27 protein-coding genes and 1 pseudogene are annotated in these 24,946 nt (G+C 38.9%); 10 read left to right on the forward strand and 18 right to left on the reverse strand.

The features are described 5' to 3' along the window. On the forward strand, window positions 1–828 hold an 828-nt coding region (locus tag QNI15_RS23605; RefSeq protein ID WP_314033927.1), incomplete at its 5' end, for a transposase. A 161-nt stretch (window positions 829–989) separates the two neighbouring features. On the opposite strand, the gene QNI15_RS23610 is transcribed toward QNI15_RS23605, so the two are convergent. Beyond that, window positions 990–1,739, reverse strand: a complete 750-nt coding sequence (locus QNI15_RS23610; protein ID WP_314033929.1) for a DeoR/GlpR family DNA-binding transcription regulator — start codon at window positions 1,737–1,739, stop codon at window positions 990–992. 144 nt (window positions 1,740–1,883) lie between these two features. On the opposite strand from QNI15_RS23610, the gene QNI15_RS23615 reads away from it, so the two are divergent. Then, window positions 1,884–4,934 carry a SusC/RagA family TonB-linked outer membrane protein gene (locus QNI15_RS23615; RefSeq protein ID WP_314033931.1) on the forward strand — a complete coding sequence of 1,017 codons (3,051 nt, stop codon included), beginning with the start codon at window positions 1,884–1,886 and terminating at the stop codon, window positions 4,932–4,934. A 12-nt stretch (window positions 4,935–4,946) separates the two neighbouring features. Continuing rightward, a complete protein-coding gene (locus QNI15_RS23620; RefSeq protein WP_314033933.1) occupies window positions 4,947–6,281 on the forward strand; it encodes a RagB/SusD family nutrient uptake outer membrane protein in 1,335 nt (444 codons plus the stop codon). Between the two features lie 73 nt (window positions 6,282–6,354). Here QNI15_RS23620 and QNI15_RS23625 read toward each other — a convergent pair whose 3' ends face one another. Beyond that, a complete protein-coding gene (locus QNI15_RS23625) occupies window positions 6,355–6,486 on the reverse strand; it encodes a hypothetical protein (protein WP_314000581.1) in 132 nt (43 codons plus the stop codon). A gap of 531 nt (window positions 6,487–7,017) precedes the next feature. Here QNI15_RS23625 and QNI15_RS23630 point away from each other — a divergent pair. From QNI15_RS23630 to QNI15_RS23640, 3 genes are all read left to right on the forward strand, one after another. Continuing rightward, entirely contained in the window at window positions 7,018–8,457 is a 1,440-nt protein-coding gene (locus QNI15_RS23630) for a DUF4932 domain-containing protein (protein WP_314033935.1), read from the forward strand. A 238-nt stretch (window positions 8,458–8,695) separates the two neighbouring features. Next, window positions 8,696–9,544 carry a hypothetical protein gene (locus QNI15_RS23635; RefSeq protein ID WP_314033937.1) on the forward strand — a complete coding sequence of 283 codons (849 nt, stop codon included), beginning with the start codon at window positions 8,696–8,698 and terminating at the stop codon, window positions 9,542–9,544. A 94-nt stretch (window positions 9,545–9,638) separates the two neighbouring features. Further along, window positions 9,639–10,229: a hypothetical protein gene (locus QNI15_RS23640; RefSeq protein WP_314033939.1), complete on the forward strand. Its 591-nt coding sequence runs from the start codon at window positions 9,639–9,641 to the stop codon at window positions 10,227–10,229. Window positions 10,230–10,300: 71 nt separating this feature from the next. Here the strand turns inward: QNI15_RS23640 and QNI15_RS23645 are convergent, their stop codons facing one another. The 8 genes and pseudogenes from QNI15_RS23645 to QNI15_RS23675 form a co-directional block, all read right to left on the reverse strand. Further along, window positions 10,301–10,960 carry a hypothetical protein gene (locus tag QNI15_RS23645; RefSeq protein WP_314033941.1) on the reverse strand — a complete coding sequence of 220 codons (660 nt, stop codon included), beginning with the start codon at window positions 10,958–10,960 and terminating at the stop codon, window positions 10,301–10,303. A 96-nt stretch (window positions 10,961–11,056) separates the two neighbouring features. Next, window positions 11,057–11,551, reverse strand: a complete 495-nt coding sequence (locus QNI15_RS23650; RefSeq protein WP_314033943.1) for a hypothetical protein — start codon at window positions 11,549–11,551, stop codon at window positions 11,057–11,059. A gap of 44 nt (window positions 11,552–11,595) precedes the next feature. Further along, window positions 11,596–11,730 (reverse strand): annotated as a pseudogene (locus QNI15_RS39005) (IS3 family transposase); the annotation flags it as partial. A 451-nt stretch (window positions 11,731–12,181) separates the two neighbouring features. Next, window positions 12,182–12,601, reverse strand: coding sequence for an IS3 family transposase (locus QNI15_RS23655; protein WP_314033945.1), 420 nt, complete (start codon window positions 12,599–12,601; stop codon window positions 12,182–12,184). 11 nt (window positions 12,602–12,612) lie between these two features. Next, a complete protein-coding gene (locus tag QNI15_RS23660; RefSeq protein ID WP_314033947.1) occupies window positions 12,613–12,936 on the reverse strand; it encodes a transposase in 324 nt (107 codons plus the stop codon). Between the two features lie 169 nt (window positions 12,937–13,105). Further along, window positions 13,106–14,797 carry a hypothetical protein gene (locus QNI15_RS23665; protein ID WP_314033949.1) on the reverse strand — a complete coding sequence of 564 codons (1,692 nt, stop codon included), beginning with the start codon at window positions 14,795–14,797 and terminating at the stop codon, window positions 13,106–13,108. A 122-nt stretch (window positions 14,798–14,919) separates the two neighbouring features. Next, window positions 14,920–15,120 carry a helix-turn-helix transcriptional regulator gene (locus tag QNI15_RS23670; RefSeq protein ID WP_336620940.1) on the reverse strand — a complete coding sequence of 67 codons (201 nt, stop codon included), beginning with the start codon at window positions 15,118–15,120 and terminating at the stop codon, window positions 14,920–14,922. Next, on the reverse strand, window positions 15,110–15,589 hold the full coding sequence (locus tag QNI15_RS23675; protein WP_314033951.1) for a hypothetical protein: 480 nt from the start codon (window positions 15,587–15,589) through the stop codon (window positions 15,110–15,112). The genes QNI15_RS23670 and QNI15_RS23675 overlap by 11 nt, the downstream gene beginning before the upstream one ends. 442 nt (window positions 15,590–16,031) lie before the next feature. On the opposite strand from QNI15_RS23675, the gene QNI15_RS23680 reads away from it, so the two are divergent. Together QNI15_RS23680 and QNI15_RS23685 are read left to right on the forward strand one after the other, a co-directional pair. Beyond that, a complete protein-coding gene (locus tag QNI15_RS23680; protein ID WP_314033953.1) occupies window positions 16,032–17,513 on the forward strand; it encodes a hypothetical protein in 1,482 nt (493 codons plus the stop codon). A gap of 59 nt (window positions 17,514–17,572) precedes the next feature. Beyond that, complete coding sequence (locus QNI15_RS23685) at window positions 17,573–17,977, forward strand: hypothetical protein (RefSeq protein WP_314033955.1); 405 nt, start codon at window positions 17,573–17,575, stop codon at window positions 17,975–17,977. Window positions 17,978–17,991: 14 nt separating this feature from the next. Here QNI15_RS23685 and QNI15_RS23690 read toward each other — a convergent pair whose 3' ends face one another. From QNI15_RS23690 to QNI15_RS23705, 4 genes are all read right to left on the reverse strand, one after another. After that, complete coding sequence (locus QNI15_RS23690; protein ID WP_314033956.1) at window positions 17,992–18,468, reverse strand: nucleoside deaminase; 477 nt, start codon at window positions 18,466–18,468, stop codon at window positions 17,992–17,994. Between the two features lie 32 nt (window positions 18,469–18,500). Further along, entirely contained in the window at window positions 18,501–19,046 is a 546-nt protein-coding gene (locus tag QNI15_RS23695; RefSeq protein ID WP_314033959.1) for an RBBP9/YdeN family alpha/beta hydrolase, read from the reverse strand. A gap of 148 nt (window positions 19,047–19,194) precedes the next feature. Next, window positions 19,195–19,677 carry a protein-tyrosine phosphatase family protein gene (locus QNI15_RS23700; protein ID WP_314033961.1) on the reverse strand — a complete coding sequence of 161 codons (483 nt, stop codon included), beginning with the start codon at window positions 19,675–19,677 and terminating at the stop codon, window positions 19,195–19,197. Window positions 19,678–19,697: 20 nt separating this feature from the next. After that, entirely contained in the window at window positions 19,698–20,039 is a 342-nt protein-coding gene (locus QNI15_RS23705; RefSeq protein WP_314033963.1) for a VOC family protein, read from the reverse strand. 177 nt (window positions 20,040–20,216) lie between these two features. Here QNI15_RS23705 and QNI15_RS23710 point away from each other — a divergent pair, with 177 nt between their 5' ends. Together QNI15_RS23710 and QNI15_RS23715 are read left to right on the forward strand one after the other, a co-directional pair. After that, on the forward strand, window positions 20,217–20,663 hold the full coding sequence (locus QNI15_RS23710) for a hypothetical protein (protein ID WP_314033965.1): 447 nt from the start codon (window positions 20,217–20,219) through the stop codon (window positions 20,661–20,663). Between the two features lie 10 nt (window positions 20,664–20,673). Beyond that, a complete protein-coding gene (locus QNI15_RS23715) occupies window positions 20,674–21,279 on the forward strand; it encodes a hypothetical protein (protein WP_314033967.1) in 606 nt (201 codons plus the stop codon). A gap of 63 nt (window positions 21,280–21,342) precedes the next feature. On the opposite strand, the gene QNI15_RS23720 is transcribed toward QNI15_RS23715, so the two are convergent. The 4 genes from QNI15_RS23720 to QNI15_RS23735 all read right to left on the reverse strand — a co-directional run bounded on the left by QNI15_RS23720 (window position 21,343) and on the right by QNI15_RS23735 (window position 24,897). After that, entirely contained in the window at window positions 21,343–22,386 is a 1,044-nt protein-coding gene (locus tag QNI15_RS23720; protein ID WP_314033969.1) for a hypothetical protein, read from the reverse strand. Window positions 22,387–22,423: 37 nt separating this feature from the next. Beyond that, the gene (locus tag QNI15_RS23725; RefSeq protein ID WP_314000555.1) at window positions 22,424–23,191 is read right to left on the reverse strand and encodes a LytR/AlgR family response regulator transcription factor; all 768 of its coding nucleotides are present in this window, start codon (window positions 23,189–23,191) and stop codon (window positions 22,424–22,426) included. Window positions 23,192–23,357: 166 nt separating this feature from the next. After that, the gene (locus QNI15_RS23730; RefSeq protein WP_314033971.1) at window positions 23,358–24,443 is read right to left on the reverse strand and encodes a sensor histidine kinase; all 1,086 of its coding nucleotides are present in this window, start codon (window positions 24,441–24,443) and stop codon (window positions 23,358–23,360) included. 172 nt (window positions 24,444–24,615) lie between these two features. After that, window positions 24,616–24,897 (reverse strand): transposase-like zinc-binding domain-containing protein, encoded by a 282-nt coding sequence (locus QNI15_RS23735; RefSeq protein WP_314000551.1) that lies wholly within the window; start codon window positions 24,895–24,897, stop codon window positions 24,616–24,618. Window positions 24,898–24,946 lie beyond the last annotated feature (49 nt).

Here is a 24,946-nt window from a genome sequence, read left to right on the forward strand (position 1 = left end):
AAGAATGTAGCTGTGGACAAGAATGTAGCTGTGGACAAGAATGTAGCTGTGGACAAGAATGTAGCCATAGGTATTCCTCTTTATTGGCTTTTGTTAGATAATAAGTCAGGCAATAGTAATGTAGTTGATCGTTGTCAACTACTGGATGCATTGCTAAAAGTGATTGGTAAAGAAAGAATTCGTGTACTGGTCGCAGATCGGGAGTTCATAGGCCACAAATGGGTCAAATACTTAAAAGACAATCAGATACCCTTTGGTATCCGCTTACCTAAAACACATTTGATTACCTTGAGAAACGGAGATTGTTATCGAATTGAGCAGGTAGTAAAAAGTGGGCAAACCCGCTATTTTCACGATTGTCTTATTGAGGGTATTGTTTGTCATTGTATGATTAAAGGGCTAGAAAAAGGGGATTTTCTATTTTTGATAGGCACGCTGCCTGCTAAACAATTGGGCGAACTCTATCGAAAAAGATGGTGTATTGAAGTCTTATTTCAATCCTTTAAACAAAGAGGGTTTGATTTAGAATCAACGCATTTGAAATCGAGTGAGAAGTTGAGTAAACTGCTCGTTTTTGTCAGTCTAGCTGTGGCTATTTGTGTAAAAATGGGAGAGTATGCTCATGGGAAAGTAGAAAAAATCAGGGTAAAGAAGCATGGCTATAAACAACATAGTTTTTTCAGAAAAGGCCTCGATCTTTTACGAATAGGACTCAAACGACTAACGTTGGATTTTATTGATTTCTTTAGTGAATGCATTCAAACTTTTATCAGATGGATACAGATCCAATTTACTTATCATCAATCTTTTATAAATTTCCTCGGGTAGAGTACTTTATGTTCTATTATGAATAATCTTTTCAATGAGAAGAGAAATATATTATCACATTTAGTGTGAGCGACTCAATGTAGAGTGAAAAATTATAGTGAGTCACAAAATTAGTGCGTAATGAACATAATGCCTCTACATAAGTAGATAAGTATCACTTACTATAAAATAGTTAACCCTGACATGCGAAATGGTGTCAACTTTTCATCAAAAGGATCAAGTTCGGTAATCAACATGTGAATAGCACTCAGATCACAGACCTTGTAACGTTGGATGGAATTGATCTTGGCTGATAAGGTAAGAGATATGATCTTACACGAAGAGCGGATTAGGGCTTGTTTTAATTCCACAATTTCCCAGTCAAACTCTGATAGGCCAAAGTTAACATCCAGATGACCTGTGCCTAGAAAACATAAGTCTACTTTAAGCCTGTTAAGCAGGTTAAAGGCTTCACCTCCAGTTGTAACCATAGCATCAGGAGAGAGTTTACCACCTATTAAAATGGTTTCAATAGTAGGAAACTGAGCGAGTTGCATCGCTACAGGCAGACTGGGTGTAAAAAAAGTGCACCGCAGGTTTTTAGGAAGTAAGCTGATAAGCTCCAGATTAGTTGTTCCTCCAGTAATAAGGATGGCTTGTCCATCCTTAATTAATGTACATGCCTTTTCTGCAATAAGCAGTTTGTTTGCCCGGTCATAGATTTCTTCCTCACGAAAGCTAAAAGGATTGAATGATTTTGCCACAGCTCCACCATGTACTTTTTTGAGTTTTCCTTCTTCATGCAATTCTTTTAAATCTCTGCGTATAGTATCTTCTGAAACCTGGAGTTTCTGTGCAATATCTGTCAGTAGAATTCTGTTGCGAATATTCAGCTCACTGAGAATATGCTGATGACGTTCTTCTTTAAGCATAGATGTATATATCTACTAAATAATATACTATTTGCAATATAATTCAATATTTGAGCAAAAATTCTGCATTTTCCTTCAGTATTTTGCAATTTATTTCGATATTTTAGAAATATCATACTTTTATTACCTAATCCAACCTGACTTATGTACCTAAATTTACGATGGTTCAACAGGCTGTATCATTTAAAAGCAGTCTTTCTTGTATTCGTTATGGGGCTTCTGGCCCAAAAAATAACTGCCCAGACTTCCTCCGAACACCTTGTGAAAGGAACTGTGACGGATCTGGCAGGTGAGCCTATTCCTGGCGCCTCTGTTGTTGTTATCGGATCTGGCAGAGGAACACTATCTGGTGCCAACGGACAGTTTTCTCTGACTATTTCCAATGCAACCGGACAATCTGTTGCCATTCAGGCCAGCTTTGTAGGGTATCAGAATACAACAGCACAGATAAAGGCAGATGCTGGAGGTAGTAGTACAGTTACCCTTCAGCTAAAACAAGATTATCTTGCCCTTGATGAGGTTGTAGTGACAGGAACTTCAGTTGCTACCAGTAAGCGACAACTGGGAAATGCTATTTCTACTGTACAGGTAAGTAATCTTCCTTCTACTGCTTCTACTTCTATTGATCAGTTGCTTACCGGTAAGGTTTCGGGAGCACAAATCACACAGAACTCAGGTAATCCGGCGGGGGGAATCAGTATTCGGTTGCGCGGACCCAGTACAATTGTAGGATCGTCTGATCCCTTGTATATTGTAGACGGGGTTATTGTGAATAACTCATCGCCTGAAATTATTGATCTTGGTGGATATGCGCAGAATCGTCTGGTAGATATTAACCCCAGTGATATCGAACGAATCGAAGTAATTAAGGGAGCTGCGGCTGCAGCTATTTATGGTTCTCGGGCCAATAATGGGGTAGTACAGATATTTACCAAACGAGGCAAGGAAGGCAAGCCACAGGTAGAATTTTCTACGCAGCTTCGGATGAACGAGATCCGAAAAACGCTTCCATACAATACAGTTCCGTTTCGTTTTGCCAATACTACGGCCAGTGATCTGACAACAGTTCCTGTGGAACGGTATGATTACCAGGACAAGATATTCCGCAAAGGTATTGGTACAGAAAATTACCTGTCAGTATCAGGAGGAACCGGAAGTACGCAATATTTCTTTTCGGCATCTAATCTGTACAATCAGGGTATTATTGATAAGACTGACTTCTCCCGAAATGGAGCACGTCTTCGTATTCAACAACGGTTTGGGGAGAAGGCAAGCTTGTCAATAGGTTCTAACTATACCTACAGCACTAGCCATGAAGTACCCAATGGTGGGATCAATGAAGCATATGGAGCACTTACCGGATTTATCTTTGCCAACAACTTTATTAATCCTGATCCTGACCCTGCTACCGGAATTTATCCTTCTACTGCACCTTCGGTAGTACGTAGAACCAATCCGCTGGAAGCTATTAACCGATTCAAATTCAGCCAGCGGATAAGTCGTTACATTGGAGATGTTCAGTTAGTGATTACTCCTTTTGCAGGACTATCATTAAATTATACGCTGGGTATAGATACCTATTCTCAGGTTGCTCAAGGGTATATTCCTCCTAATAATACAACCCCCACATATAATCAAGGCTATGCACGCCGGGGTGATCTCAATGTGTTTCAAATCAATAATGATCTGAACCTTTCCTATCAGACTCATATTGCTGACTGGCTCGAATCGACAACTGGGCTGGGTGGTACTATACAATATGACCGTTCCTATCTGACAGGGATTACTGCACAGCAGTTAGGCACATTTGGAGAAACGATCAACAATGGTTCCAATATTGTAGCCAGTGAAACACGCACCGAACGGGCTATTATGGGTGCTTTTGTTCAACAGACATTTGGCATTGCACAGAAATTATTCATCACAGGTGCTGCCAGAGTAGATGGTTCGTCTGTATATGGTATAAACAACAGATGGCAGTTCTTTCCAAAAGTGAGTGGTTCCTATATTTTGTCTGAAGAGAAGTTTTGGAAGGATAATCTTGCTGATATTGTTTCCTCGTTTAAGATTCGTGCGGCCTGGGGGCAATCGGGTAACCTTACTGCCATTGGTGCCTATGATCGCTTTACTAATTATGCTTCTGCTTCTGTTGGCTCATTGGTGGGCTATACAGCTCCGCTTACATTAGGGAATTTTGATGTTAAACCCGAACGGCAAACAGAGTTTGAGTTTGGAGTTGATCTGGCCTTAGTAAAAGATCGTATCGGAATAGAGTTCTCACATTTTAAGAAAGATGTAAAAGACCTGATTCTGAATCGAACACTGGCTCCTTCTTCAGGGTATAATAACCGATTCATCAATGTAGGAACCATGACCAATTCAGGTTTTGAGATACAACTCAAATTGGTGCCATTGCAAACAAAAGCCGTAAAATGGAATTCTACGTTTAGCTATACACACAATAAAAATGTAGTCAATGGGGTAGAAGGTAATGGTGTGCTGCCTTTTGCAGGTGGTTTCGGACAGGTGGCAGCTGTAAACGGGTATCCGCTCGGTGCTTTTTACAGTACATTCTTCGCTCGTAAAGCAGACGGGAGCTTGTTGCTCACTGCTGCCGGACTGCCCCAGCGTGAATTAGGCACCCAAGGAGCCAATGGTACCTATACTGTAGGCCGTAATGATAATGGACAACCCACAGGTACAGTATTGTCCAAAGTTATAGGCAATCCCAATCCCAAACACATTATTAGCTGGATTAACGAGGTGGAATGGAAACAATTCTCCTTCCGTATGCAATGGGACGGCATGCTGGGTTATGACATTTTTAACTTTACCAAGCGGGTAGGTGACCGTGATCTCTATGGTGGGTTGAAAGGATATGAACCTGAGTTGAGAGGCGAAGTGCCAAAAGGCACCAGTGCTGCGTTGTTCAGTATTTTTGAAAACTGGATTGAGGATGGAAGTTTTGTGAAGTTGCGTGAGTTGTCTGTATCCTACTCCCTCAAACCAAAGGTTTTGGGCATTCAGGGCATGCGAATCTTTGTCGCCGGGCGTAACCTGCTTTCTATTGACAACTATAGTGGCTATGATCCGGAAACCAACGCTGCCGGACAAACCAATGCGGTACGGGGCTTTGACTTTGTGGAGGTTCCTATTCCACGTACCTATGCTATCGGGGTAAATGTTAAATTCTAAATCGCTTATGTTATGAAAATCCGATTATCTGTATATACAAAATTAGTAGCCTTTATTCTTATATGGGCAGTCTCTGCATGTTCGCTGGATATCGAAAACGTAAATGGTCCTACAGATCAGCAGGTAGTAAACTCAAGGGATGGATTAATCACATTGAGTGTAGGGATGCGCCAGGTGTATTCTACACTGGCACTGGAGTCTATCATTCTGACTCCAGGGACTACTGCTAGAGAATTAAGGGGTATTACCACCTTTACCAACATCATGGAGATTGATCAGGGAGGAAGTTCACTGCCAAATTTTAATGGCAATATTCTATCTGTCTGGCAACGTCCTTTGCGTGTGATGGCTATGGCAGAAGATATTATTACCAATGCACCTTCTGTCTTGTCTTCTGATCCTACTATGCTGAGTGGAGTAACCGCACATGCCCAACTGATGAAAGCTATGTGTCTGGGAAGCCTTGCACAGTCATTTACCTATGGTATTTCGCAAACGAGCACCACAGGTAGTGCCCCTTTTCAGACTCGTGATGAATTGCTGGATCTGGCTATATCGTTGTTGAAAGAAGCTTCTGAGACCATTGCTACAACACCACCATCTACTGAATTCACCACACGTGTTACAGGTACAGAATTTGATTTGTCCAATACAATTCAGGCATATCTGGCCCGTTACTCACTGATGGCAGGTAACTATGCTGATGCTATTGATGCTGCTAATGCTGTTTCTCAGACTGTTGCCTCCAGATTTATCTTTACCAACCTGGCTCCCAATCCTTTGTATAATCAGGTGCAGATAGCTAAAAACTATGCGGCACGTGAAAATTTTGGACTCCCTGCCGCATTGACAGAAGCCGGGGATCAGCGTATCAGTTTCTATTTTACGACTGATGAGACGAGTTTTCAGGATGATGCCATTGTAGGATTAAAAGGATTTGCAACAGCTATCGATCAACCCATACCAGCTTATATTCCTGATGAAATGAAGCTGATCATTGCTGAATCTATTGTGCGGAGTAGCGGAAATCTCAACGAGGCTGTAGAGCAGATCAATGCAGTAAGAACGCAAACCTCAGGTGATCCTTTTGGCATTCATGCAGGATTGTCTGCTTATACAGGCCCGGTGACAGCAGATGACCTGCTTACAGAAATATACAAACAGCGTAGTTCGGAATTGTATCTGAGCGGTTTGCGTCTGGAAGATAGTCGCCGGTTTGATCGTCCTGCTCCTCCGGATGATGTAGTACCTGTGCCTATTACATTTGAAAGGTCCCGTAATTATTACCCTTTCCCATTACAGGAACGACAAAATAACCTGAACACGCCCGAAGATCCGGCACTATAAGCAGGGGATGTCTTACAAAACTGCAGGACGTATACCTGCAGTTTTGTGTTTTCTTTCCTCCAGGTGGACCTATCTATTCAGCTAGTGAAATTTCCACAATCACAGCTAGTCCCTTATCTCCATATTTTTTAGCTATTTCCCGCTCAGATAATTCCTGTAACTGATATTTTTTATCTGACAGCTCAATCGTTTGATCAAGCTTCATGGGTGTTCCACCTACCACCAGATAGTCTATATGATTGATAAACGAAAAAGTATGGATGATGACATTTTATACTTTTTTGAAAATGGACAACTTATTCGAATTCATTGTGAGCAAATAGTATTGGAGTGTTTCTACGGATAGATATAGTTTTTAGGCTTTATAAACACAGTTGCTTTAATGTAGATTTGCCTCATTACTTATTTTAGACGTTTAAATAACTTGCCAGTTATCCCTATATCTGACAGTTCAACACAAAAAAGTATTTTTTACCACTAAAAGAGCTGAATTTGAAGAAATTAGCTAGCTTGTGTAACATAAACTCTTCTTTTTTATCTTAGACTTAGGATAGGTCTGCTCATTTTAATGTATCACTGAAAGCAGTAGATAGATTAACAGTCATTTGTTGTAATACAAAGTCCCTGCCTATCCAGAATCTGGTACCTGTACTCGTTCATACAAGACTTCTCACTATCATTTTTTGCTGGATTTTATTTTTATCAATCCCTTACACCCTAAAAATATGATTGAACTATGAGACTTTTTTTACTTTTTGTTATTTCTCTGATTGCAATAATCACTACAACCGGACAGACAGTTGAAGAAACGTATCCCAAAACGTTATGGTGTCCAAATGATACCTTTATTCTGAAGTTTAAAGGGTATGAAAAACTCTTTCCTTTTAAAGTAAGTAGAACAGATAAAGGAAGCCCCGGCACAAATGGAGGACCAGGTGAATATTTTACAATCTATTATGGAAAGGATAGCTTGCGCCTGAATTATCATAATAAGTTACCCTATGCTCATATCATTTACATACCTTTTGAATCTCCCAAAGGCAAAACAACCCTCCGCTTTCACTACAATGAACTGGCAAACTATTTTCCTCCAGATTATATAAAGAAGAATACAGGGAACATTCAATTTGACCTTCCGGAAACATATGAACTGGCAAATATTATCTGGACACTTTCACCTTCTGGCAAACGAGGAACAGACCTATATACGGAAGGAGAGTATTATACTAAAGTAGTGGCTTACTTTAAACCCTATTTAAACCATCCGGTTTTCAAAGCATTGAACTTTCCAGATAGCCTTTACACTAAAAAATACCTCGATTTCAGGGAAAATAGTTTTGCCTTTAATTTTCAGGATGCAAAAGCAGGAAGCACAAATACTAAACTTTTATACAATGGTCCCTACTACTATGTTAATGGTAGTAATTTAGCGGATAGTAGCTTGTTTGGTATGTTAAGGCCACTAATTGAAGATTTTGCTGTAAAATCAAAGTTCCGGCAGTTTTACAAAAACAATTCAGCACATTATACTAAACAAATTCAGCGACAAAAGGAGCTGTTGCCAGTGAAGCAAATGTGGATCTGGTTAGAAAAACAGTTTCCTAAAACACAATACCAATCATATCGGATCGTGTTTTCGCCTTTGATTAATCGTACTCATAGTACCCAGCATTATGCAACTCATCACGAGACTGGTTGGTTTGAAGAAACTGTCATGTTTATTTGTGGGCCGGATCGGTATGATATAAAAGGCAACTTTACCGAAAAACAAAAAGAAGGATTATTGTCAGGTGTTGTATTTACAGAGATAGACCATAATTATGTAAACCCTGAAACTGATAAGTATACAAAACAGATAGATAGCATCTTCTCCAAACGAAGTGTGTGGGCAAAACCAGGTCCTGGCAGCAATCCATATACAAGTCCGGTAAGTGTGTTCAATGAATACATGACACATGCTGCCTTTTGTATGTATATTTCAGATACATACGATAAAGCCACAGCTGACTTTGTAATCGACAATCGGGAAGATCTGATGGTTTCCAAACGGGATTTTATCCGATTCAAAGAATTCGACAGAGAATTAATCCGGTTGCATCAGGAGCAGAAAGCATTGACACTGGTTGATCTGTATCCGCTTATGCTCAATTGGTGTAAACAGCAGGTTTACAATTAGTTGTCAATTCTATGATCAATGGTCTCACAATTCTATTTATAGCTTCATTGCTTTTATTTCTTGTATAGTTTTTTCATTTATATTGGGATGCTCAGAAGCTGGTATCCTAGCTTTTTACTCAATGTAAGCTTGTATTTAAGGAGAAAAACTACTTTGGTAGTATTCTGTTACTATATATAACAGAAATAGTTACGATATTTTGTTTCTTTAGGTGGGCAATCAATTTATTGACATCTCTATGCGAATAATAAAAATTATCTATTTTGTTGGATTGTTACTAGCATTCTGTCTTTCTGCAATGGGACAATTGCCTAAAGTAAAAAGTGATGAATATATTGATGCAAAAGGGAGGCCTCGAAAGCCGTATAAAGTTTTCAGCGAGAATCTTTATTCTAGTGATGCAGAGAAAACATATACCTACACAAATTCCTTTGGAGATACTGTTTGTATTAGAAACTATGACAAAAAACACACGTTAATAGATAATCCTATGGGTAAAGCTATTATTGAGTATACGTTTAATAAAAGCAGACATAAGATAGAACAGCGCTATTATGATGCCAAAAAAAGACTTTTTCGATCAGAAGGCTTTGGACCAGCTATCATAAGATATCAGTATAATGAAAAGGGACAAATGATAGAAGAACAATATCTGGATGAAAATGAAAATCTACTGGAGGATCTGGCTTTTGTAAAGTTTGTTTACAATGAAGCTGGTTTACTTGCTGAAGAACGTCAATACAATGAAAATAAAACCTTGAGAAAATATGGAGCAGTTGTACAATACAAATACAACCAGCAAAAGCAAGTAGTTGAAGAAAGATTTCTGGACGAGAATGAACAGTTGAAAGATAACGTAGCGATTGTGCAGTATTGGTATACAACTTCAGGGTTGGTTTCGGAAGTTCGTTTTCTTACCAAAGAAAGTAAACCATTACAAACGGGTATTACTCTGATCCAATATACATACGATGCTCAGGGGAATCGAATAGAAAAACGTAATTATGATGCTAAGGGAAAGAGTTATACAGACTATGAACTTTTGTTAAAAGATGTTCAGATTGATTCTACAAAGGTAGATAAATAGATGGATAGGAAGGGACAAAAATACCCTACGTAGGCTGCTCTGTAACAGAAATTTGTCTCTGATGATCAGGCTTCAGAATGTTTTTATTAGATCAATGCGCATCTCTTTTATTCTGACAATAATTTCCCTTTTTACAATCCTCAATGTGTCTGCTTTTGGAATAGCTGACTGGCAACATAAAGCACCTGGAGGTACTTTAATGTATGATGCAGGTAGTGGTACCGTACTGGCTCTTCCAAAGTCTCGTCAATCTATAACATTCATTCGCTTCTGGTACTTTTACAAAAACCATATTGTAATTGTTGGAGGTCCGGGCTATATGATTGTGAATGAAACCAATGGCGACTTAAAACAATTTTCTTCTGAACAGGAGTGGAACAACTATATAGAGTATGCTGGCTTGGAGCCGGTAGTATGGACAAGATGGTATTCAGATAACTGGAGATTTTATGAAACAATAGCCGTTGGAATGATATTTATGGTTTTACCTATTGTTTTCATTGCCTTACTATTGATCCTTACTGTTGCAATTATGCAATGGGTATCAGATGGGATGAAATTTAAACCCAGGCAATGGATTTTGAGTATATTTCGGATCAAAAAAAGAACAGCTTTTATCTGGCTAGGAATTATCTCTATATTGGTTATAAGAGCTGTTCTAGATGGCTATCCTCAAAGTCGGTAAATACTGTCCTCTCTGTATTAAAGAAAGGATTTGTGGTAGAGATGTAAAACGAAATTAGTAGTAGTTCAAATTCAGTTTAGATGTTTCTTTGGTAATGTTGGGTCAATTATAAAGTCTGATAGATCAAATCTTTCGATTTCTACTTTTGATGCAGTATGTATCTGTTTAAAAACAGATGTCTCATTTGTATATTTTACTGCAATACATTTGACCTTGTCCATTACTTTATTCCAGTCCCCTTCTGTATACTTTGCATACCAAATAGGGTTTATTTTAAGGGTTGGATCAAAATAATATTCGTATTTCATCTTGTTATGAGTTATAGAGTCCGTAAGTTCCATATAGTAATGATGACAAACTCTATCAAAGGCAACATCATCCTGACCTTGTTTTATGCTGGTTAATTTAAAAGAACTTCGGGCAGGAGAATAGGTGTATACTGTATCATTCGTGATCATATACATCTGATTGTCTGCACGATTATAAATCCTTTTTTGGATTAAATCTCCTTCGCGGGTGTAGTACTCTTTCATATAGTTGCCGTCTTTAAATGAGTAAATCATCTTCGTTCCATTTCGTTCTGCTAACATTCCTTCCGTAACCTTATTATCATAAGCTATATAGCTAATCTTGTATTCAATTCTCCCTTCAAAATATTTACCATTGGAATTTTGTTGTCCACAGGAACTTAGAATGAGAACATATAACACTGATGAGATAACATATTTCATATCAATGATTTAATCGCAGGAGAATTTACTTTAGTTGTGTAAATAGCAAGAATCGGGTAACAAAGTTATTTCTTAAATCAAGACATATTTCTTTTACTATAAGATTTCTTTCAAATAACACCTGAAAACCTTTCTATACTCTTGTTCGTGAAATCGAAATTGGAGCAGATTTTCTTCGTCAAAAGACCATATGAAATAATCGTCTTCTATAGTGACTTTTACTGCTATTCCAGGACAATCCCGATCTCCACAAGGACAGCAGTAAAGCATAACCTCTTCACTATTAAAGTCATCTTTCAATGATTCCATAATATCTGATTGAGACCAGTAAGATAGATGGGGAAGATAGCTACAATATTCTATTAGTGTCACTTCTTCTCGTAGAAATGCTTTGACCTGCAACTGTTGTCCTTTCCGTGAATGGATGGTATTGAATACTCCAATCAATGATTCATCTAAAGTAGGGCCAGCCTCTTTCCAGTTTTTATAAACATCTGAGAAATAGTCGAGCAATGATTTGTCGTTGATTACAAACTCAAAATACTCTCTTGGTGTATTTTCCAATGTTTTTACTAATCTTAACTTATCCATTATTTGTAGCTACTTGTATATAGGTAGAACTGAGGTGGTCTACTTTAGTGAGACAAATCACTTGCAAGTGGGACAATAGTTGAATTGTACTTTTCTTCAAATTCTGTTGGGTTCAGATAGTTTAATGCCGAATGTCTCCTGTTTCGATTGTAATAAATCTCAATATACTCAAAACACTCCGCTGCACTGGCGTTTAGCTAGTTTTGGCATCTTCTTCTGATAGAAAGACTCCTCCTTCCAGTAATTCGGTTTTCAAACGCGAAAATAATGATTCAGCAATCTGAAACGTGAGTATCATCGGGTTTAGCATTATCATAACAATTATCTTTTCTACTCATGCTTTGTCTGCATTTATGCTTTTTAAGCAGTTTACGAAAGTTATTTGAAACATATTGACTTCCACGATCAATGGATCAGAGATGATCCAAATGAATAATTAATCCAGGGCCTGGGTTTCGATTCATTATTGCTTTTTTTAATGATTCAATTACCAAACTTTCCTCCATGTTTTCTTGTAACTGCCAGCCAACAACCTTCCTGGAAAATAAATCCAGATGCAGGCTCTGTCGCAGATCCAAATATTTAAATACAGAAACGAACCATCACAAAGGGGTAAATAGGTTAAATCTCCTACCAGCCCATGCGGTAGACATTAACCTGATTGATTGCTTGAGCCTGAAAAATTCTTTTACCATTCAAATCCAGGAGTAGATTAGGCGAATTGCGTTTTCCATGAGCCGAATCGGTTGTCCTTGGCACAAAACTTTTAGGCTGAATCGCTTGTAATCCTTCTGTTCTGAGCCATTTGCGTATTTTCCATCTACCGACTTGAATTCCTTGCGCCTTCAATTCAGCTTGGATTCTTCGTGTTCCATATCGTCTTTTATGATCGAAAAATACTTGTGTTAGTTGTTGTTCCAAGATTGATTCTTCGATTGGTGTTGTGTGAATAGTAAGTCTTTTTTGATACCGATAATAGGTAGCTCGACTTACCTGAAACAACTCACAAAGTAATTCAACTGGATAGCTCTTTTCTAAGATTTGAATCAATTGAAAACATTCTATTCGGTCTGGCTGAAAATGGAGATAGCTTTTTTTAAAATCTCACGCTCCATTTCTACTCGTTTGAGTTGTTTTTTTAATGCCTCATTTTCTGCCAGAATTTTCTGTACATGGTGCTCCGAATTTTCTTCACTAAGCTGAAAAGAGTGATTCTGACCTAATTGGTCTTGTTGTTTTTTCCAGCGGTAGATTAGATTTTCCCCAATCCCCAAAGAACGAGAAATATGGGTGACACTTTGACCAGACTCTAGCATTTTCAACACTTCCAACTTAAACTCTTGGTCATATTTGCGACGAGGCTTTTTGTGTTTTTTAACGTTCATACTTGCTAAATTAAGCAAGTTTTCTGTCTCACTTTACTAGACCATCTCAAACAGTGTCTGTGTGAATCCTATAAAGAAAGGAGAGGACTGCGTACCCTATTTGCGTAGAAAAAGTTGTTCAAAAAGGTCAAACAGAAAGGATAGATAAATTAGAAATTATTCTTAGAAACTACTTTCTATCAACAACTAAAAAAACAGCACCATAAGCAGGAACTATTACCTTAATACCCTGAGTCGTTTCTGTTGATTGGGCTGGCAGTGTTTGATAGCTGACCGGTCCACTTATTGGACCTTTAGGTCCTTTTCCATTAACAAATACTTGTCTGGAAAAATCCTTATGATCTGTTCCACCTGCCAGACTATACCAGTAGAAACGTGAACCAACAGGATAGTGATTGATTTTCACTTCTACAGGTTGTGATGTAGCAAATGTATTGATCAGGTTGACATTGATTTCGCCTGATGTAAAAGAAGATGCATATACTTGTAGGGGATCTTTATGACTAACCGTACTCTTTAGCAATTGGTCTCCTAACATTCTCTCAAAAAAATACATATAATAGAATGCAGGCTGTGGTGCCCATAGTGGTATACCAGATTTCTGTTCACTACTAAGCAATCCCAGATCTTCATTCGTTAATGCCCAGTAAGCTGCCATTCCATAACGGTTTTTAATTATTTCACCCATAACAATAGCTGCGAATAGCCCACTTACGTTCGACACAGATTGTTTCCTGCCTTTGGCAAACATATTCCACTCACTAAGGGCTAGTGGCTTTATTTTCCTGTTATTGCGATGAAGACCCTGGGTGACAAACTGCATGATTTTTTCAGGAGATGTTCTGGCTGTAGTTAGTATAGTTGAGGCATCCAGATCTTTCATTGGAGTAAAGTAATGGTGCACAATATAAAAATCCGATTTGTCTTCTGCTTCTTTCAATACTTCTTTATTCCAGGTTCGGGTAGTTTTTGTTTGCCAGTGTTCAGTAGCTGGTTCTGGATAGATCACTGCCCCAATATAAATGCGGTGGCCTGTTTCTCTTGCTGCTTTCTGCATGGAATCTGCAAATACCCGAAAATGCTTGCCATACAGTGCTCCTGTTTGTAGTTGGGGTTGACCATCCCGATTGACAGTAGTATCAATCAGATAACCAGCTTCCCAGTTTCCATAATTTTCATTGCCAATCTCCCAGTATTTAGTACGGCCATTGTCATGTCTTACCCATTCTGCTGCCAGATGTGCTGCTGTAGCAACCGGATTACTAGAGGTTCCATATCGTGCATAGGAATAATTAACGGTAATCATACCTTCTGCCTGGGCTTTTTGCAATAAGGTATAGTATTTGTCAAGAGTGAGTGCCCATACATCTGAACTTTGACCATACACATAAGTATGTTTAAGCATTCCCTTCGTTTCTGGTAGATGGGCAGGTATATCCTGTGGTGGATTGGTTTTACTGGCATTCCAGAAATAAAGATTGGATGAACTTCCACCTGGAAACCGTATGATGTGTGGATGTAGAGACCGAACGCTTCTTAATATACCAGGGTCGAGGGCATTATTCCACCAGCCACTATTCACCCCAAACAAAGACAACGGAATCCGGGTAATGATTTCAGACGCATCCACTGTTACAGTCTGATTGGTTGTAGTCGGTATATCTGATGGCACATACGATGGTGTTGTAAAAGTTTTGGGTTGCCAGTCGTCCAGAAAGAAACCCCCTGTATTTACAATTGGTAAAGACTGGATAGGTGAGGGTATTGAATCAGAACAGAGATGAGTAGAATGTTCTGATCCAGTGGTACAGGATAGGAGTACAATAAGCAGGAATACGAAAGGTAAGCTGTAAAGAGGCATTGTATAGTGTTAAGAGCAATTGAAGTTATACAGAGATATCAGAAAGGCTATACTATACATAAACTTCAATCTAAAGAATAAAAAAGGTGTATTTAGGATACACCTTTTCGCCTCATTATAGGTTAATCTGTTTCTTCCAGAAAGAAAATATCTTCAATTTTCTTCTCAAAGGTTCTGGCAATTTTTAGAGCCAGCGTAGTAGAAGGAATATATTTATTCAGTTCTATCGCATTTATTGTCTGACGACTTACTCCTACCTGCTTCGCTAAATCTTCTTGCGTGAAGTTTTTAATAGCTCTTTCTACTTTTAGGTTATTTTTCATGATAGGAGACTTTGGCGCTAAAGTAAAGGATAATATGGTATCGTAACAGGAAAATGATCAGAAGGGTGAACATATTCCATATCATCACATCAAAGAATGTCGCCCCATAAATAAATAAAAAGGAAAGAAGCAGAAGCGCATAATTAATATAGGTGGCCCACAAAAGGGATTCCAGACGAAGTTTGGAAATAAACTCATCCTCAATCTTTTCCTTTGAAAATGCCACCAGCATAGCTCCTATAATAAAGGTAGCAGCCATAATCTCATCATTTAATGCATCCTTATAGATCAGGTTAAAAAAAGTAGTTTTATGAGCATCTTCGTATTCAATGAGTGATAAAACAGGAAAGCCTATTGTAGGAATTTCAAGATGAAACACATTCATCAATACAAATAAAACCAAAGGAGGGATCAGTAATATCCAGCCCACCAGTTTAAAAGAATGCGGAAATAAAAATCGTGTGTTCATAGTATAGAATAAGTTAGTAAAGTATAGTTGGATAAATGTAAAGTTTATTTTACATAAAACAAATTTTAAAAGACAAAATGTAAAATTTTCTTTACATTTTGTCTGGTGTCATTTTAAGAGGGCTAAGATTAAAACAGAGAGTAAATTTGATATGGCATATATTACTATGTTCTGTTTATCATAAGCAGTTTTATTCTCATACAAGCAATATTTCAGATGTGTTACATACTACTATTTCAGTATAGTCCGTTATCTGATTATTCTATGAAAAAGTATTGATTGTCAGGTGTTTGTTTAATACATTTGATGAGTATCTACCAGCTTGTCGGCAAAGACTCGGTTTAGAACTGGTTGCAATAGGGTGATGGCACAGTATGATTTTTTCTGCTGCCATAAAACTTATTATTTCCACTATAACACACATCTTTAAACCTGTCATTTTATGCTATCCCAGGAAAAAGAAGTTTCAGAAGAAGTACTGCCTCAGAAAGGTGAACATCTTCTCTCTCATCAGATCTCCGCGTGGACACAAGACCCCGGTTCGGGAAATCAGCCCAATGGAGGACAATTGATTCAGTTAAATGCCCCTAAGTTATCTTCCAAACCTTTGCCTACCATTATTCATGGACAGGCTCCTTCAGCTAAGGTGTATCCACCGGGTACTGCTGGATTCCGATACTGGAATACGGCCAGTGCTTTGCGTCGGGGATCTGACTATTGGGGAAAACTATTGCCTGGTATAACCTGGCAGATGGGAAAGACATTGCCTATTGATCTGGACTTTGGTGTTGATCTGAATGCCTACTATGACCGGGTCGGATTGAAGTTCTTCCATGCTACTGTTGCCGGACGTACCGTATTTTCCTGTGAGAGTCCGGATGTTGTTTGCCATGAACAGGGACACGCTGTATTGGATGCAATTAAACCTCAGTTATGGGATGCTGCCAGCATTGAAGCTGGTGCTTTTCATGAATCGTTTGGGGATATAAGTTCTATTTTGTGTGCCTTGCAATTACAAAGTCTACGCATTGCGGTATTGGGTGAAACGGAGGGTAATTTGTATCGGTCTTCTCGTTTGTCTCGGATGGCAGAACAACTGGGTTGGGCTATTCGCCAGGACTTTCCAACTGCTGTAGACGCCGATTGTTTGCGCAACGCTGTTAATTCGTTTTTCTATCGTGATCCCAATACCATTCCCTCTTCTGGTCCAGCCAATACCTTGTCATCCGAACCTCATTCTTTCTCACGTGTATTTACAGGTGCTTTCTTTGAAGGATTAGCTGGCATGTTTAAGCTGAGAACAGATCAGGATGAAGAGAATTTGTTGCAGGTAAGTTTGGATATGGGGAAAATTCTGGTAACTGCTATCCGAAATGCAGCTGTGGTTCCGGCATTCTTTAGCCAGATAGCTGTCAATATGATCCAGGCTGCGAACCTTCAGTTTGTTTCTATCAATTATGGACAGGCATTGCGAAGCGCTTTTGTGCGTCATGGTATTTTATCTCCTGCTACTACAACCATTACCTCCATCACTGAGCCCAGAAGTATGGCAGATGGAAATGAAAATGATGCTACTGAGCTACCTAAAATGAATTTGTCTGTAAAAGAGTATGATTTGGGCGTAGATGAAATCGTAGTGCATGCTGCAATAGCTACCAGTCGATTTGAGGTAGCCGGAGCTGCACTAAGTATGGGGTCACTGGATATGCCTTCTCATGAGGATACAGCCAAAAGTTTTGTAGAGGATCTGTTACGCAGAGGCCGGCTAAAAATAGATTCTATCACAAATAAGAAAAATCGGGGTATGGCGATAACACGCCCTAACGCACCTGATACACACGAAACCTATACCCATGAATTACGCGAAGAAAACGGTAGCGTGATCTTACGAAGGATTCGTATAGATTGTGGTTTTACTTGTTAAATAGAACATGCCCTGTAAAGGGCATTTCTTTTTTCAGATAACAATACTTTACTAAAGGTATGAATGCACATAGTTTAGTAGCTGAATCCCATTTACGTCAGGAACTTTCTCATAAAGGATTCGATCTGCAGGGAACTCCTGTGATTCAGGATAATGGCAAACTGGAGGTACAGGCCAATGCATTGGAACCTGTGGCAGATGATCAGGGAGATGCATTGTATGCAACTGTTCCTGTTACACTCTGGGTATCAATGGATAATCACAATAAGATAGCGCAGATTGAAGGAGGGAATGCCTCTCCTGAAGCGATAGATGGTGCAAGGAACTTTGTAAAAACGCTTATTACAAACAATCAGCTGGATGGTTTGAAAAATAATCCACAACCCAGAGCTACCCATGAGATTGAAGTCAATGAAAAAGGGCAGCGTGTAATCAAACGCCGCCGTATACAATCTTTGTTTTAAGAGGAATAAAGCTTTTAATAGCGTTGCTTATCTGTTTTGGTAGCCCATTCTTCAAAAGCACGAATAGCCTCATCCCGTAATAGTGGAAGGCTTTGTAGCCGGCGATGGGCAGGGTCTCTATCCAGTTCATCATAGATAAAGTGATCATCAAAGCCGATAGCTGCCGCATCGGCTTTTGTATTGGCATAGTACATTTTGCTGATATGCGACCAGTAGATAGCGCCCAGACACATCGGACAGGGTTCGCAGCTTGTGTAGATCTCACATCCTTCCAAATCAAATGTTCCCAGACTTTGTGTGGCTTCCCGAATTGCTACCACTTCGGCATGGGCTGTAGGATCGTTGGTTTCCAGTACACGGTTGTAGCCTCTCGCTATAATCTGACCGTCTTTTACAATTACTGCTCCGAAAGGGCCTCCATTGCCATTACGCATTGTATTGAGTGAAAGCTGTATTGCTTCACGCATAAAATCAGGATTGGGTATACTCATAGTCAGGTTGTTTGGGTGAATCTTTTGACAAATTAAAGACCATTGTCGAGTTTTTTCAGAATATCTAATCCTTCACGCCACTCGCCAAAGCCTGCTGCTACATTTATATGCCCAGCTTCTCCAATCACTATTAGTTCGCTTCCCCATGCATCGGCAAATTGAGTAGCTCGATCCAACGTAATATAATAGTCATTGGTACTGGCAACAACAATACTTGGAAATGGCAAATGGAATAAGGTCATAGGTGTAAACCCCGTAGTACCAGCAGGATAGGTAGGTGCTTCTGTATCACTGGGGGCAATCAGTAAGGCGCCTTTTATGTTACGGTTGTACTGTTTTGCCCAGGATGCAATGGTGGTACAGGCCAGGCTATGTCCAACCAGAATAACATTTGTCAGATCATATTGCATTACAACTTCATCTATCACTTTTATCCAGTCACTGCAAACGGGTGTATCCCAGTCTTTTTGCTCAATACGTTTAAAGTCAGAGAATTGCTTTTCCCAAAGGGTTTGCCAGTGTTGTCCTCCTGAATTTCCCAAACCAGGAATGATTAGAATAGTAGATTGAAAGTTCATAGGTTGTATGGATAAATTATGTAGTACCAGTTTTGTCCGGAGCTAAACTTACTAAAAGAAATGAAAAATTCAGGATTGATTTTTTATTTCACAGAGATGCGTGAGGTATTAAGATATAATGTATTCACAAATAGTTGGTTAAGTGTATCTACTTAAACCTTCTCAGCCATTCTGCCTGTTCTACAGTGTCAGGTACTTGAAGGCCTCTGATTTGACTAATTTTCTTTACTATGTCTTCTGATGTAAGTCCTGTTTTTCGCAGAATAGCTCCTGCCATAAGTGTCACTCTACCAATGCCACCCCGACAGTGAAAAACTACTTTCTTGCCTTCAAGACATGTTTGCTCTACCTGATCAATCAGTTGATATACTTGCTGCAAACTATCTGGAAGAGAGCGATCGGGAATAGGAAAATGCAGAAATGAGATTTGATGCTTCTCACATAATTCCTTTTCCTTTTGCAAGCCCAATTCTCTGATTTCTGAAGGCATAAGCAAGCAGACCAACATCTTCACATCTTGTTTGGCAAGATATAGAATTTCACTTTCCAGATCTTCATTTCCTCTTGGTCGGGGCATAATGCCAATGCTTCCTGTATGAATAGTTTCTATCCAGTATATTCGTGTAAACATAGGTCTTGTTTATAAATGTATTAGGTTCTGTAAATTTCTATCTTTCTGCCATCCGGGTCTTGTACAATGGCTAGTTCACCCCATTCGGTTAGATGAGGTGCTTTTAGGATTTGTTCGGGAGAGAATGTAGTGAGTACTGTATCAAAGTTGTCTATAGCAATGCCAAGACGGGTGGAGGTATCTGCTGTTGTCTGACCTTTTAGCAGGGGATAGATTTCAAAGGTAATATTTTTGAGTGTACAGGCATAATGAAAGGCTCCATTGCCATGTTTATGATACTCAAAAATAAGTCCTAGTTTACTGTAAAATTCTGTAGCAGCTGATATGTTGCTACTTCTGATTACAATAGTACGAAATTCCATATATAAGTTGTTTATGTAAACTGTAGATTTTATTTGATTTGTATGCAACTGTTTCTAATGAACATGTGTCATGAGTGAAAATGCCCTTTTATGCGCAATATACTATTACTAATTTTGGTTGTGGGACTGTTATTTTTCAATTGTCGAAGCGAATGTCCCCCAGATGAGGAACCTGTGATGAAAACAGTAGTTCGATTTGAAGATCCTGCTGATCCCTATGTTAATCAGGGGACAGCCCAGTTTAAACGGATTTATGGTTTGGGAGGCAAAGGTGATGTGGTAATGAGTGATACAGTGGCTTATCTGCCTTTATCACTTCATGCAGATAGTGTTACCTATATTTTTGAAGGAATAGATGGCACTATTGATACACTAGTTCTGTGTTATAATCGTAATTTCGGACCATACAAAGGAGATGAAAATCGCTGCGGATATGGTGCTGATTTTTCTGGAGATTATGTTATCTCGGGGAGCAATGATACCACACATGTTGTAGGTGATTCCCGCTACTATGGGGCTAGCCGTACTACTTTTTCATATGGCTATGCTGAATATCGTAATAATGTATCAAACTGGGGACCTATCCAAAATATTTATGCTGTTACACTTTACAAGAAAAAGTAGCTATATTTTATTGGCAATCCTAAGTTTATTCCCATTAGTCGGAATAGCTCAGGATATGCATTCTTCGGTGAAGGTAGGTATTGATATATCCAAGATGGTAACATCGGCTATGTATCTGAGACCTGCTGTGATTCTAGAACCTTCCCTTACCGTTCCACTCTCACATAAGTGGTTCTTCAGTGCTGTGCCCGGATATACCCATATTGCATGGACTAATCGTACAGATGAGAAATATCGGTCTAGTGGTTTTTCATTAAAAGCAGGTTTTGAAAGTCGCATCAGCAACCGATTTGTATGGTCTGTGAAGGCTGTAGGTAGCTTGTATAGTGATAAAGCTACCTTCTTTATGAAAGGCGAATACTATGGTGATACTACACTGACTACTTTGCCGGAACTACAATCATTCATTCCCGGTGTGGAGATAGGGATATTGTGGCGTGTACCTATGGGGGATAAATGGAATATGGCTTTTCAGGCAAGAACAGTTTTCTATAACAATGCCAGGAAAGACACCCGATACATTCCCGGTATGGGCTTCAATGGTGGTGGTGTTATCAGTGGAGGACTAAATGTAATTCTGGAAAGAAGAGTAGGAGCACGAAAAGGATCCGAATGAAAAATCTATCATAGTGTATAGATTTGCTCCAGAATACTTGCTATGAGAATGATAGCCCCATTCTTATAAGTTATCATTTACCAGATCTTCCCATGCCTGTACATCCAAACGTAATGTGTCCATGTTACCATAGGTAAATCGTCTGTTTTCCAGCGGGTTGCCATAGTTGTCTGTTTCTACAGTTGACCAATCACCACGGGTAAATTTGTATTCGATGTGACTACGTTTGCGTGGCAAATTGATGGTATACGTCCAGTTTCTGATCCAGCGCATTTCATAACGCATATCATGTGGATTCCAGTTGTTAAAATTGGCTGCGACAAAGATTCTGTCTCCATCTGGTGTGGTCTTAGGCACAGTAAGGAGTAATGTAATCCATTCTCCATTCTGGACAGAAGAAAGCTGATCTTTCCAACCTGGAATATCAACTATTACTGTGTCCTGTTTACCAAACACAAAGGAGTGGTTAGATATAGGATTACCCACTTCATCGACTTCATCTGCTTCCCAGTTGCCTCGTGTAAACTTGTATTCAATTCCTGTAAGCAATTTGTGCAGTCGGATGTAATACTGTCCTTTGTTATTTCTTTTCAGTTGAAACTGTGGATCTGCAGCCTGCCAGTTGTTAAAACTTCCCCCTACATACAACTTGGCGTCCGGCGGCGTTTGTTTAGGGATTTTGTTGAGAATAAAGGTTACTTCATCACAGTGAGTAGGTCCCAGATCTTTCCAACTCGGAATTTCTAACTGTATTGTGTCACTTTTCTGGTAACGTAAGTGATGGTTTTCTATCAAATTTCCACACAAATCTGCTTCTACTGTTGTCCAATCTCCTCTGGTGAATCTATAATCGATTGCCCCACTACCTTTGGGTAATACAACAGAATAGGTACTGTCTTTTGGATTTAGTGTTAAGGCATAATTCCTATCTCCTGGGTCCCAGAAATTAAAATTGCCGGATATAAAGATAGCTGAGCCGGGAGGTGTATTGGGGGGAATTTTTTTTACAATGATAGTAACCTGATGACATCCTGAAAGTATTATAAGCAATAGGAAAGCCAGATACCTGATATGTAATACCGCTTTATTTGCAATCCAGCGTTCCATGTGATTTTGATATATAGTCAGCATTGGCATAAACTTGTCATTCACCCATCCATTCCAGAAAACCAGGAACACGTGCCCGACTCACTAGTATCTCATCGTCATCACAGGCAGTGAGTGTCACTTTAAGCCGACTGTTGAAATATCGGTTTACCTCTACAATAGCCTGAATGTGTGCCATATATTTTCGGCTGACACGATAAAATTCTTTTGGATCAATCAGAGCTTCGAGTTCATCCAGTGTAAAGTTAATTACATATTTCTTTCGATCCAGCGTAACCAGAAATACAGTGTTATCATCAGCAAAAAAATAAGCTATCTGGTCGCTGGCAATGTGACGTATTCTATCTCCAACCGTAATAACAAAGCGATCTTTGTATTCTGGTTTTTCAATTTTTAATAATTGTTTCAGTTGCTGAATCGATACCTGCGTATTGGCTGCTGCAAAATGTTTCTTTAAACTGCTTAGCTTTTCCAATGCAGCCTGTAATGCTTTTTCTTCGATGGGTTTTAACAGATATTCAATACTGTTTACTTTGAAAGCTTGTAGTGCATATTCATTATAGGCTGTTGTAAAAATAACAGGTGCTGATACTGCTACCTGGTCAAATATTTCAAAACTAGATCCGTCCGAAAGACGAATATCCATAAATATCAGGTCGGGTTGTATACCCTGTTGAAGCCACGCTACACTATCTTCTACAGAATCAAGGCAATCAAGTACCTCTGTCTGAGGTTGACATCGTTGTAGCAAACGTTTCAGTTCCTGTTGAGCCAGAGGCTCATCTTCAATAATCAATACTTTCATCACAATCAATAACTGGCTAAATGTCGCAAACTTACAATGCTTTTGTGAAAAATTGAACAGTAGCTTGGATTTGCTGTATTTGTTCTATAAATAAGACAAATCTGCTACATCAATGCATCATAATAAAAACAAACTTACTAGTGTTGTATAACGCTTTTACAAGAGGTTATAATATAGCAGATTGTTCTGTAAAGCTATAGTTGCCTTCCAGCAGAGGGATTTTTACAGTAAAATGAATTCCATCGTCAATGATTTCGACTGCCCGGTCTGTAATAAAGCGGTATCTGCTTCGGATATTCTTTAGTCCGATTTGTGATGAAAATTCCTTAACTGGTTTTAGCTGCAAAGGGTTTTGTATGATCAGATAGGATTGTTCCTGAAATATACGAATTTCAAATGGTTTTTTCTGTGAGACTATATTATGTTTAATCGCATTTTCAATAAGCATCTGGAGGGTAAGAGGAGCAATGGCATATGTATGCAAAGAGTCTGGCAGTTGGGTATGAATGCGAAGGTTATTGCCAAATCGTAAATCCATCAAATAAATATACGATTGCAGAAAAGTTAATTCTTCCTGAAGCGTAACCAGTTCTTTTGTTCGGTTTTCCAGCACATAGCGGTATACTTTCGCTAGTTGTCGTACAAATTCAGCTGCTGTATCCTGATTGGTATAAATCAGAGAAGAGAGTGTATTGAGATTATTAAACAGAAAATGAGGGTTAACCTGAGTTTTGAGCATTTCAAGATGAAACTCAATGTTTTCTTTCTTAAATCGTTCGATTTGTACCAGAGAATACCTCCATTTATTTAAAAGGAATATTCCCAGATCAAGAGATACAATGGCCAATACTATGAAGGTAGCTACGCTATTAATAATAATTTCATCGTCCAGATTGATAAACATGGAAGAAGAGTAAATAATGCGCTTGAATATTCCATTACGGATAACTGTAGATAGGAGTAGAACCCAGAGTGTATAACTGAAAAATTGGACCAGAAAACGAATCCGTACAGATTTATCCCAGGGGAAACGGATATTTAAAAGTCTCTGGATATAGTGGGTACCCAAAATAATACAGGCTGCAAGGACAAAATACAACAGATATCTGTTCCACAACCATTGTATCTGGTAATTTCGATACCGAAGACTAAAAATTAGATCCAGCACCAGATATATGCCTTCTGCCAGGATGGCTATGCTAAGTAATCGCCAGAGAAGGCTGTAGGTCAATAAATCCCGTTTTTTTTTCACATATGAAGAAGATGGGTATTACTGTATTCTTTCGAATGTAAAGTTCTGGAAATTATAGCACTTTGCCATATGTATGTATTCATTTTTTGTACAAATGAAACTCCTGTATAACAAAAAACGATGCCCGCAAGTGTTCCGGACATCGTTTTCATCTATAAAAAATAGGTGTAAGTTAAGCTTGTTTCAAACTAGGGCTTGAAAGAATATCCATATCTAAATTTTTAATCCAATTCTGCACACTGACATGATTAACCTGCAATACACGAGCAATCGCACGCATGCCAAGTCCTTCCTGATACATTCTGATAGCTTGCAATTTCATTTCAACTGGTTTAGCAGTAGATTTCTGCTTTACAGTGTAACGATACCCACAAGTCTTGCATTGAAAACGCTGGCGGCCTCCTACAAAGCCATCTTTCATGAAGTTTTCTGATTTACATTTTGGACAATCCATAACTTTGAAACGGTGAAGATAACGACTCTTAAAATAAAAAACGTACTCT

It is taken from the genome of Xanthocytophaga flava, assembly GCF_030068545.1.
Classification (GTDB): domain Bacteria; phylum Bacteroidota; class Bacteroidia; order Cytophagales; family 172606-1; genus Xanthocytophaga; species Xanthocytophaga flava.

Excerpts from the sequence above, each read along its gene's own strand:
- QNI15_RS23635 (WP_314033937.1), top strand. The coding sequence starts at position 8,696 with ATGCGAATAATAAAAATTATCTATTTTGTTGGATTGTTACTAGCATTC.
- QNI15_RS23620 (WP_314033933.1), top strand. The coding sequence starts at position 4,947 with ATGAAAATCCGATTATCTGTATATACAAAATTAGTAGCCTTTATTCTT.
- QNI15_RS23675 (WP_314033951.1), bottom strand. The coding sequence starts at position 15,589 with ATGAACACACGATTTTTATTTCCGCATTCTTTTAAACTGGTGGGCTGG.
- QNI15_RS23705 (WP_314033963.1), bottom strand. The coding sequence starts at position 20,039 with ATGGAATTTCGTACTATTGTAATCAGAAGTAGCAACATATCAGCTGCT.
- QNI15_RS23735 (WP_314000551.1), bottom strand. The coding sequence starts at position 24,897 with ATGGATTGTCCAAAATGTAAATCAGAAAACTTCATGAAAGATGGCTTT.
- QNI15_RS23680 (WP_314033953.1), top strand. The coding sequence starts at position 16,032 with ATGCTATCCCAGGAAAAAGAAGTTTCAGAAGAAGTACTGCCTCAGAAA.
- QNI15_RS23630 (WP_314033935.1), top strand. The coding sequence starts at position 7,018 with ATGAGACTTTTTTTACTTTTTGTTATTTCTCTGATTGCAATAATCACT.
- QNI15_RS23710 (WP_314033965.1), top strand. The coding sequence starts at position 20,217 with ATGAAAACAGTAGTTCGATTTGAAGATCCTGCTGATCCCTATGTTAAT.
- QNI15_RS23650 (WP_314033943.1), bottom strand. The coding sequence starts at position 11,551 with ATGGATAAGTTAAGATTAGTAAAAACATTGGAAAATACACCAAGAGAG.
- QNI15_RS23645 (WP_314033941.1), bottom strand. The coding sequence starts at position 10,960 with ATGAAATATGTTATCTCATCAGTGTTATATGTTCTCATTCTAAGTTCC.
- QNI15_RS23685 (WP_314033955.1), top strand. The coding sequence starts at position 17,573 with ATGAATGCACATAGTTTAGTAGCTGAATCCCATTTACGTCAGGAACTT.
- QNI15_RS23670 (WP_336620940.1), bottom strand. The coding sequence starts at position 15,120 with ATGAAAAATAACCTAAAAGTAGAAAGAGCTATTAAAAACTTCACGCAA.
- QNI15_RS23625 (WP_314000581.1), bottom strand. The coding sequence starts at position 6,486 with ATGAAGCTTGATCAAACGATTGAGCTGTCAGATAAAAAATATCAGTTA.
- QNI15_RS23695 (WP_314033959.1), bottom strand. The coding sequence starts at position 19,046 with ATGAACTTTCAATCTACTATTCTAATCATTCCTGGTTTGGGAAATTCA.
- QNI15_RS23720 (WP_314033969.1), bottom strand. The coding sequence starts at position 22,386 with ATGGAACGCTGGATTGCAAATAAAGCGGTATTACATATCAGGTATCTG.
- QNI15_RS23725 (WP_314000555.1), bottom strand. The coding sequence starts at position 23,191 with ATGAAAGTATTGATTATTGAAGATGAGCCTCTGGCTCAACAGGAACTG.
- QNI15_RS23665 (WP_314033949.1), bottom strand. The coding sequence starts at position 14,797 with ATGCCTCTTTACAGCTTACCTTTCGTATTCCTGCTTATTGTACTCCTA.
- QNI15_RS23690 (WP_314033956.1), bottom strand. The coding sequence starts at position 18,468 with ATGAGTATACCCAATCCTGATTTTATGCGTGAAGCAATACAGCTTTCA.
- QNI15_RS23660 (WP_314033947.1), bottom strand. The coding sequence starts at position 12,936 with ATGAACGTTAAAAAACACAAAAAGCCTCGTCGCAAATATGACCAAGAG.
- QNI15_RS23700 (WP_314033961.1), bottom strand. The coding sequence starts at position 19,677 with ATGTTTACACGAATATACTGGATAGAAACTATTCATACAGGAAGCATT.
- QNI15_RS23610 (WP_314033929.1), bottom strand. The coding sequence starts at position 1,739 with ATGCTTAAAGAAGAACGTCATCAGCATATTCTCAGTGAGCTGAATATT.
- QNI15_RS23640 (WP_314033939.1), top strand. The coding sequence starts at position 9,639 with ATGCGCATCTCTTTTATTCTGACAATAATTTCCCTTTTTACAATCCTC.
- QNI15_RS23615 (WP_314033931.1), top strand. The coding sequence starts at position 1,884 with ATGTACCTAAATTTACGATGGTTCAACAGGCTGTATCATTTAAAAGCA.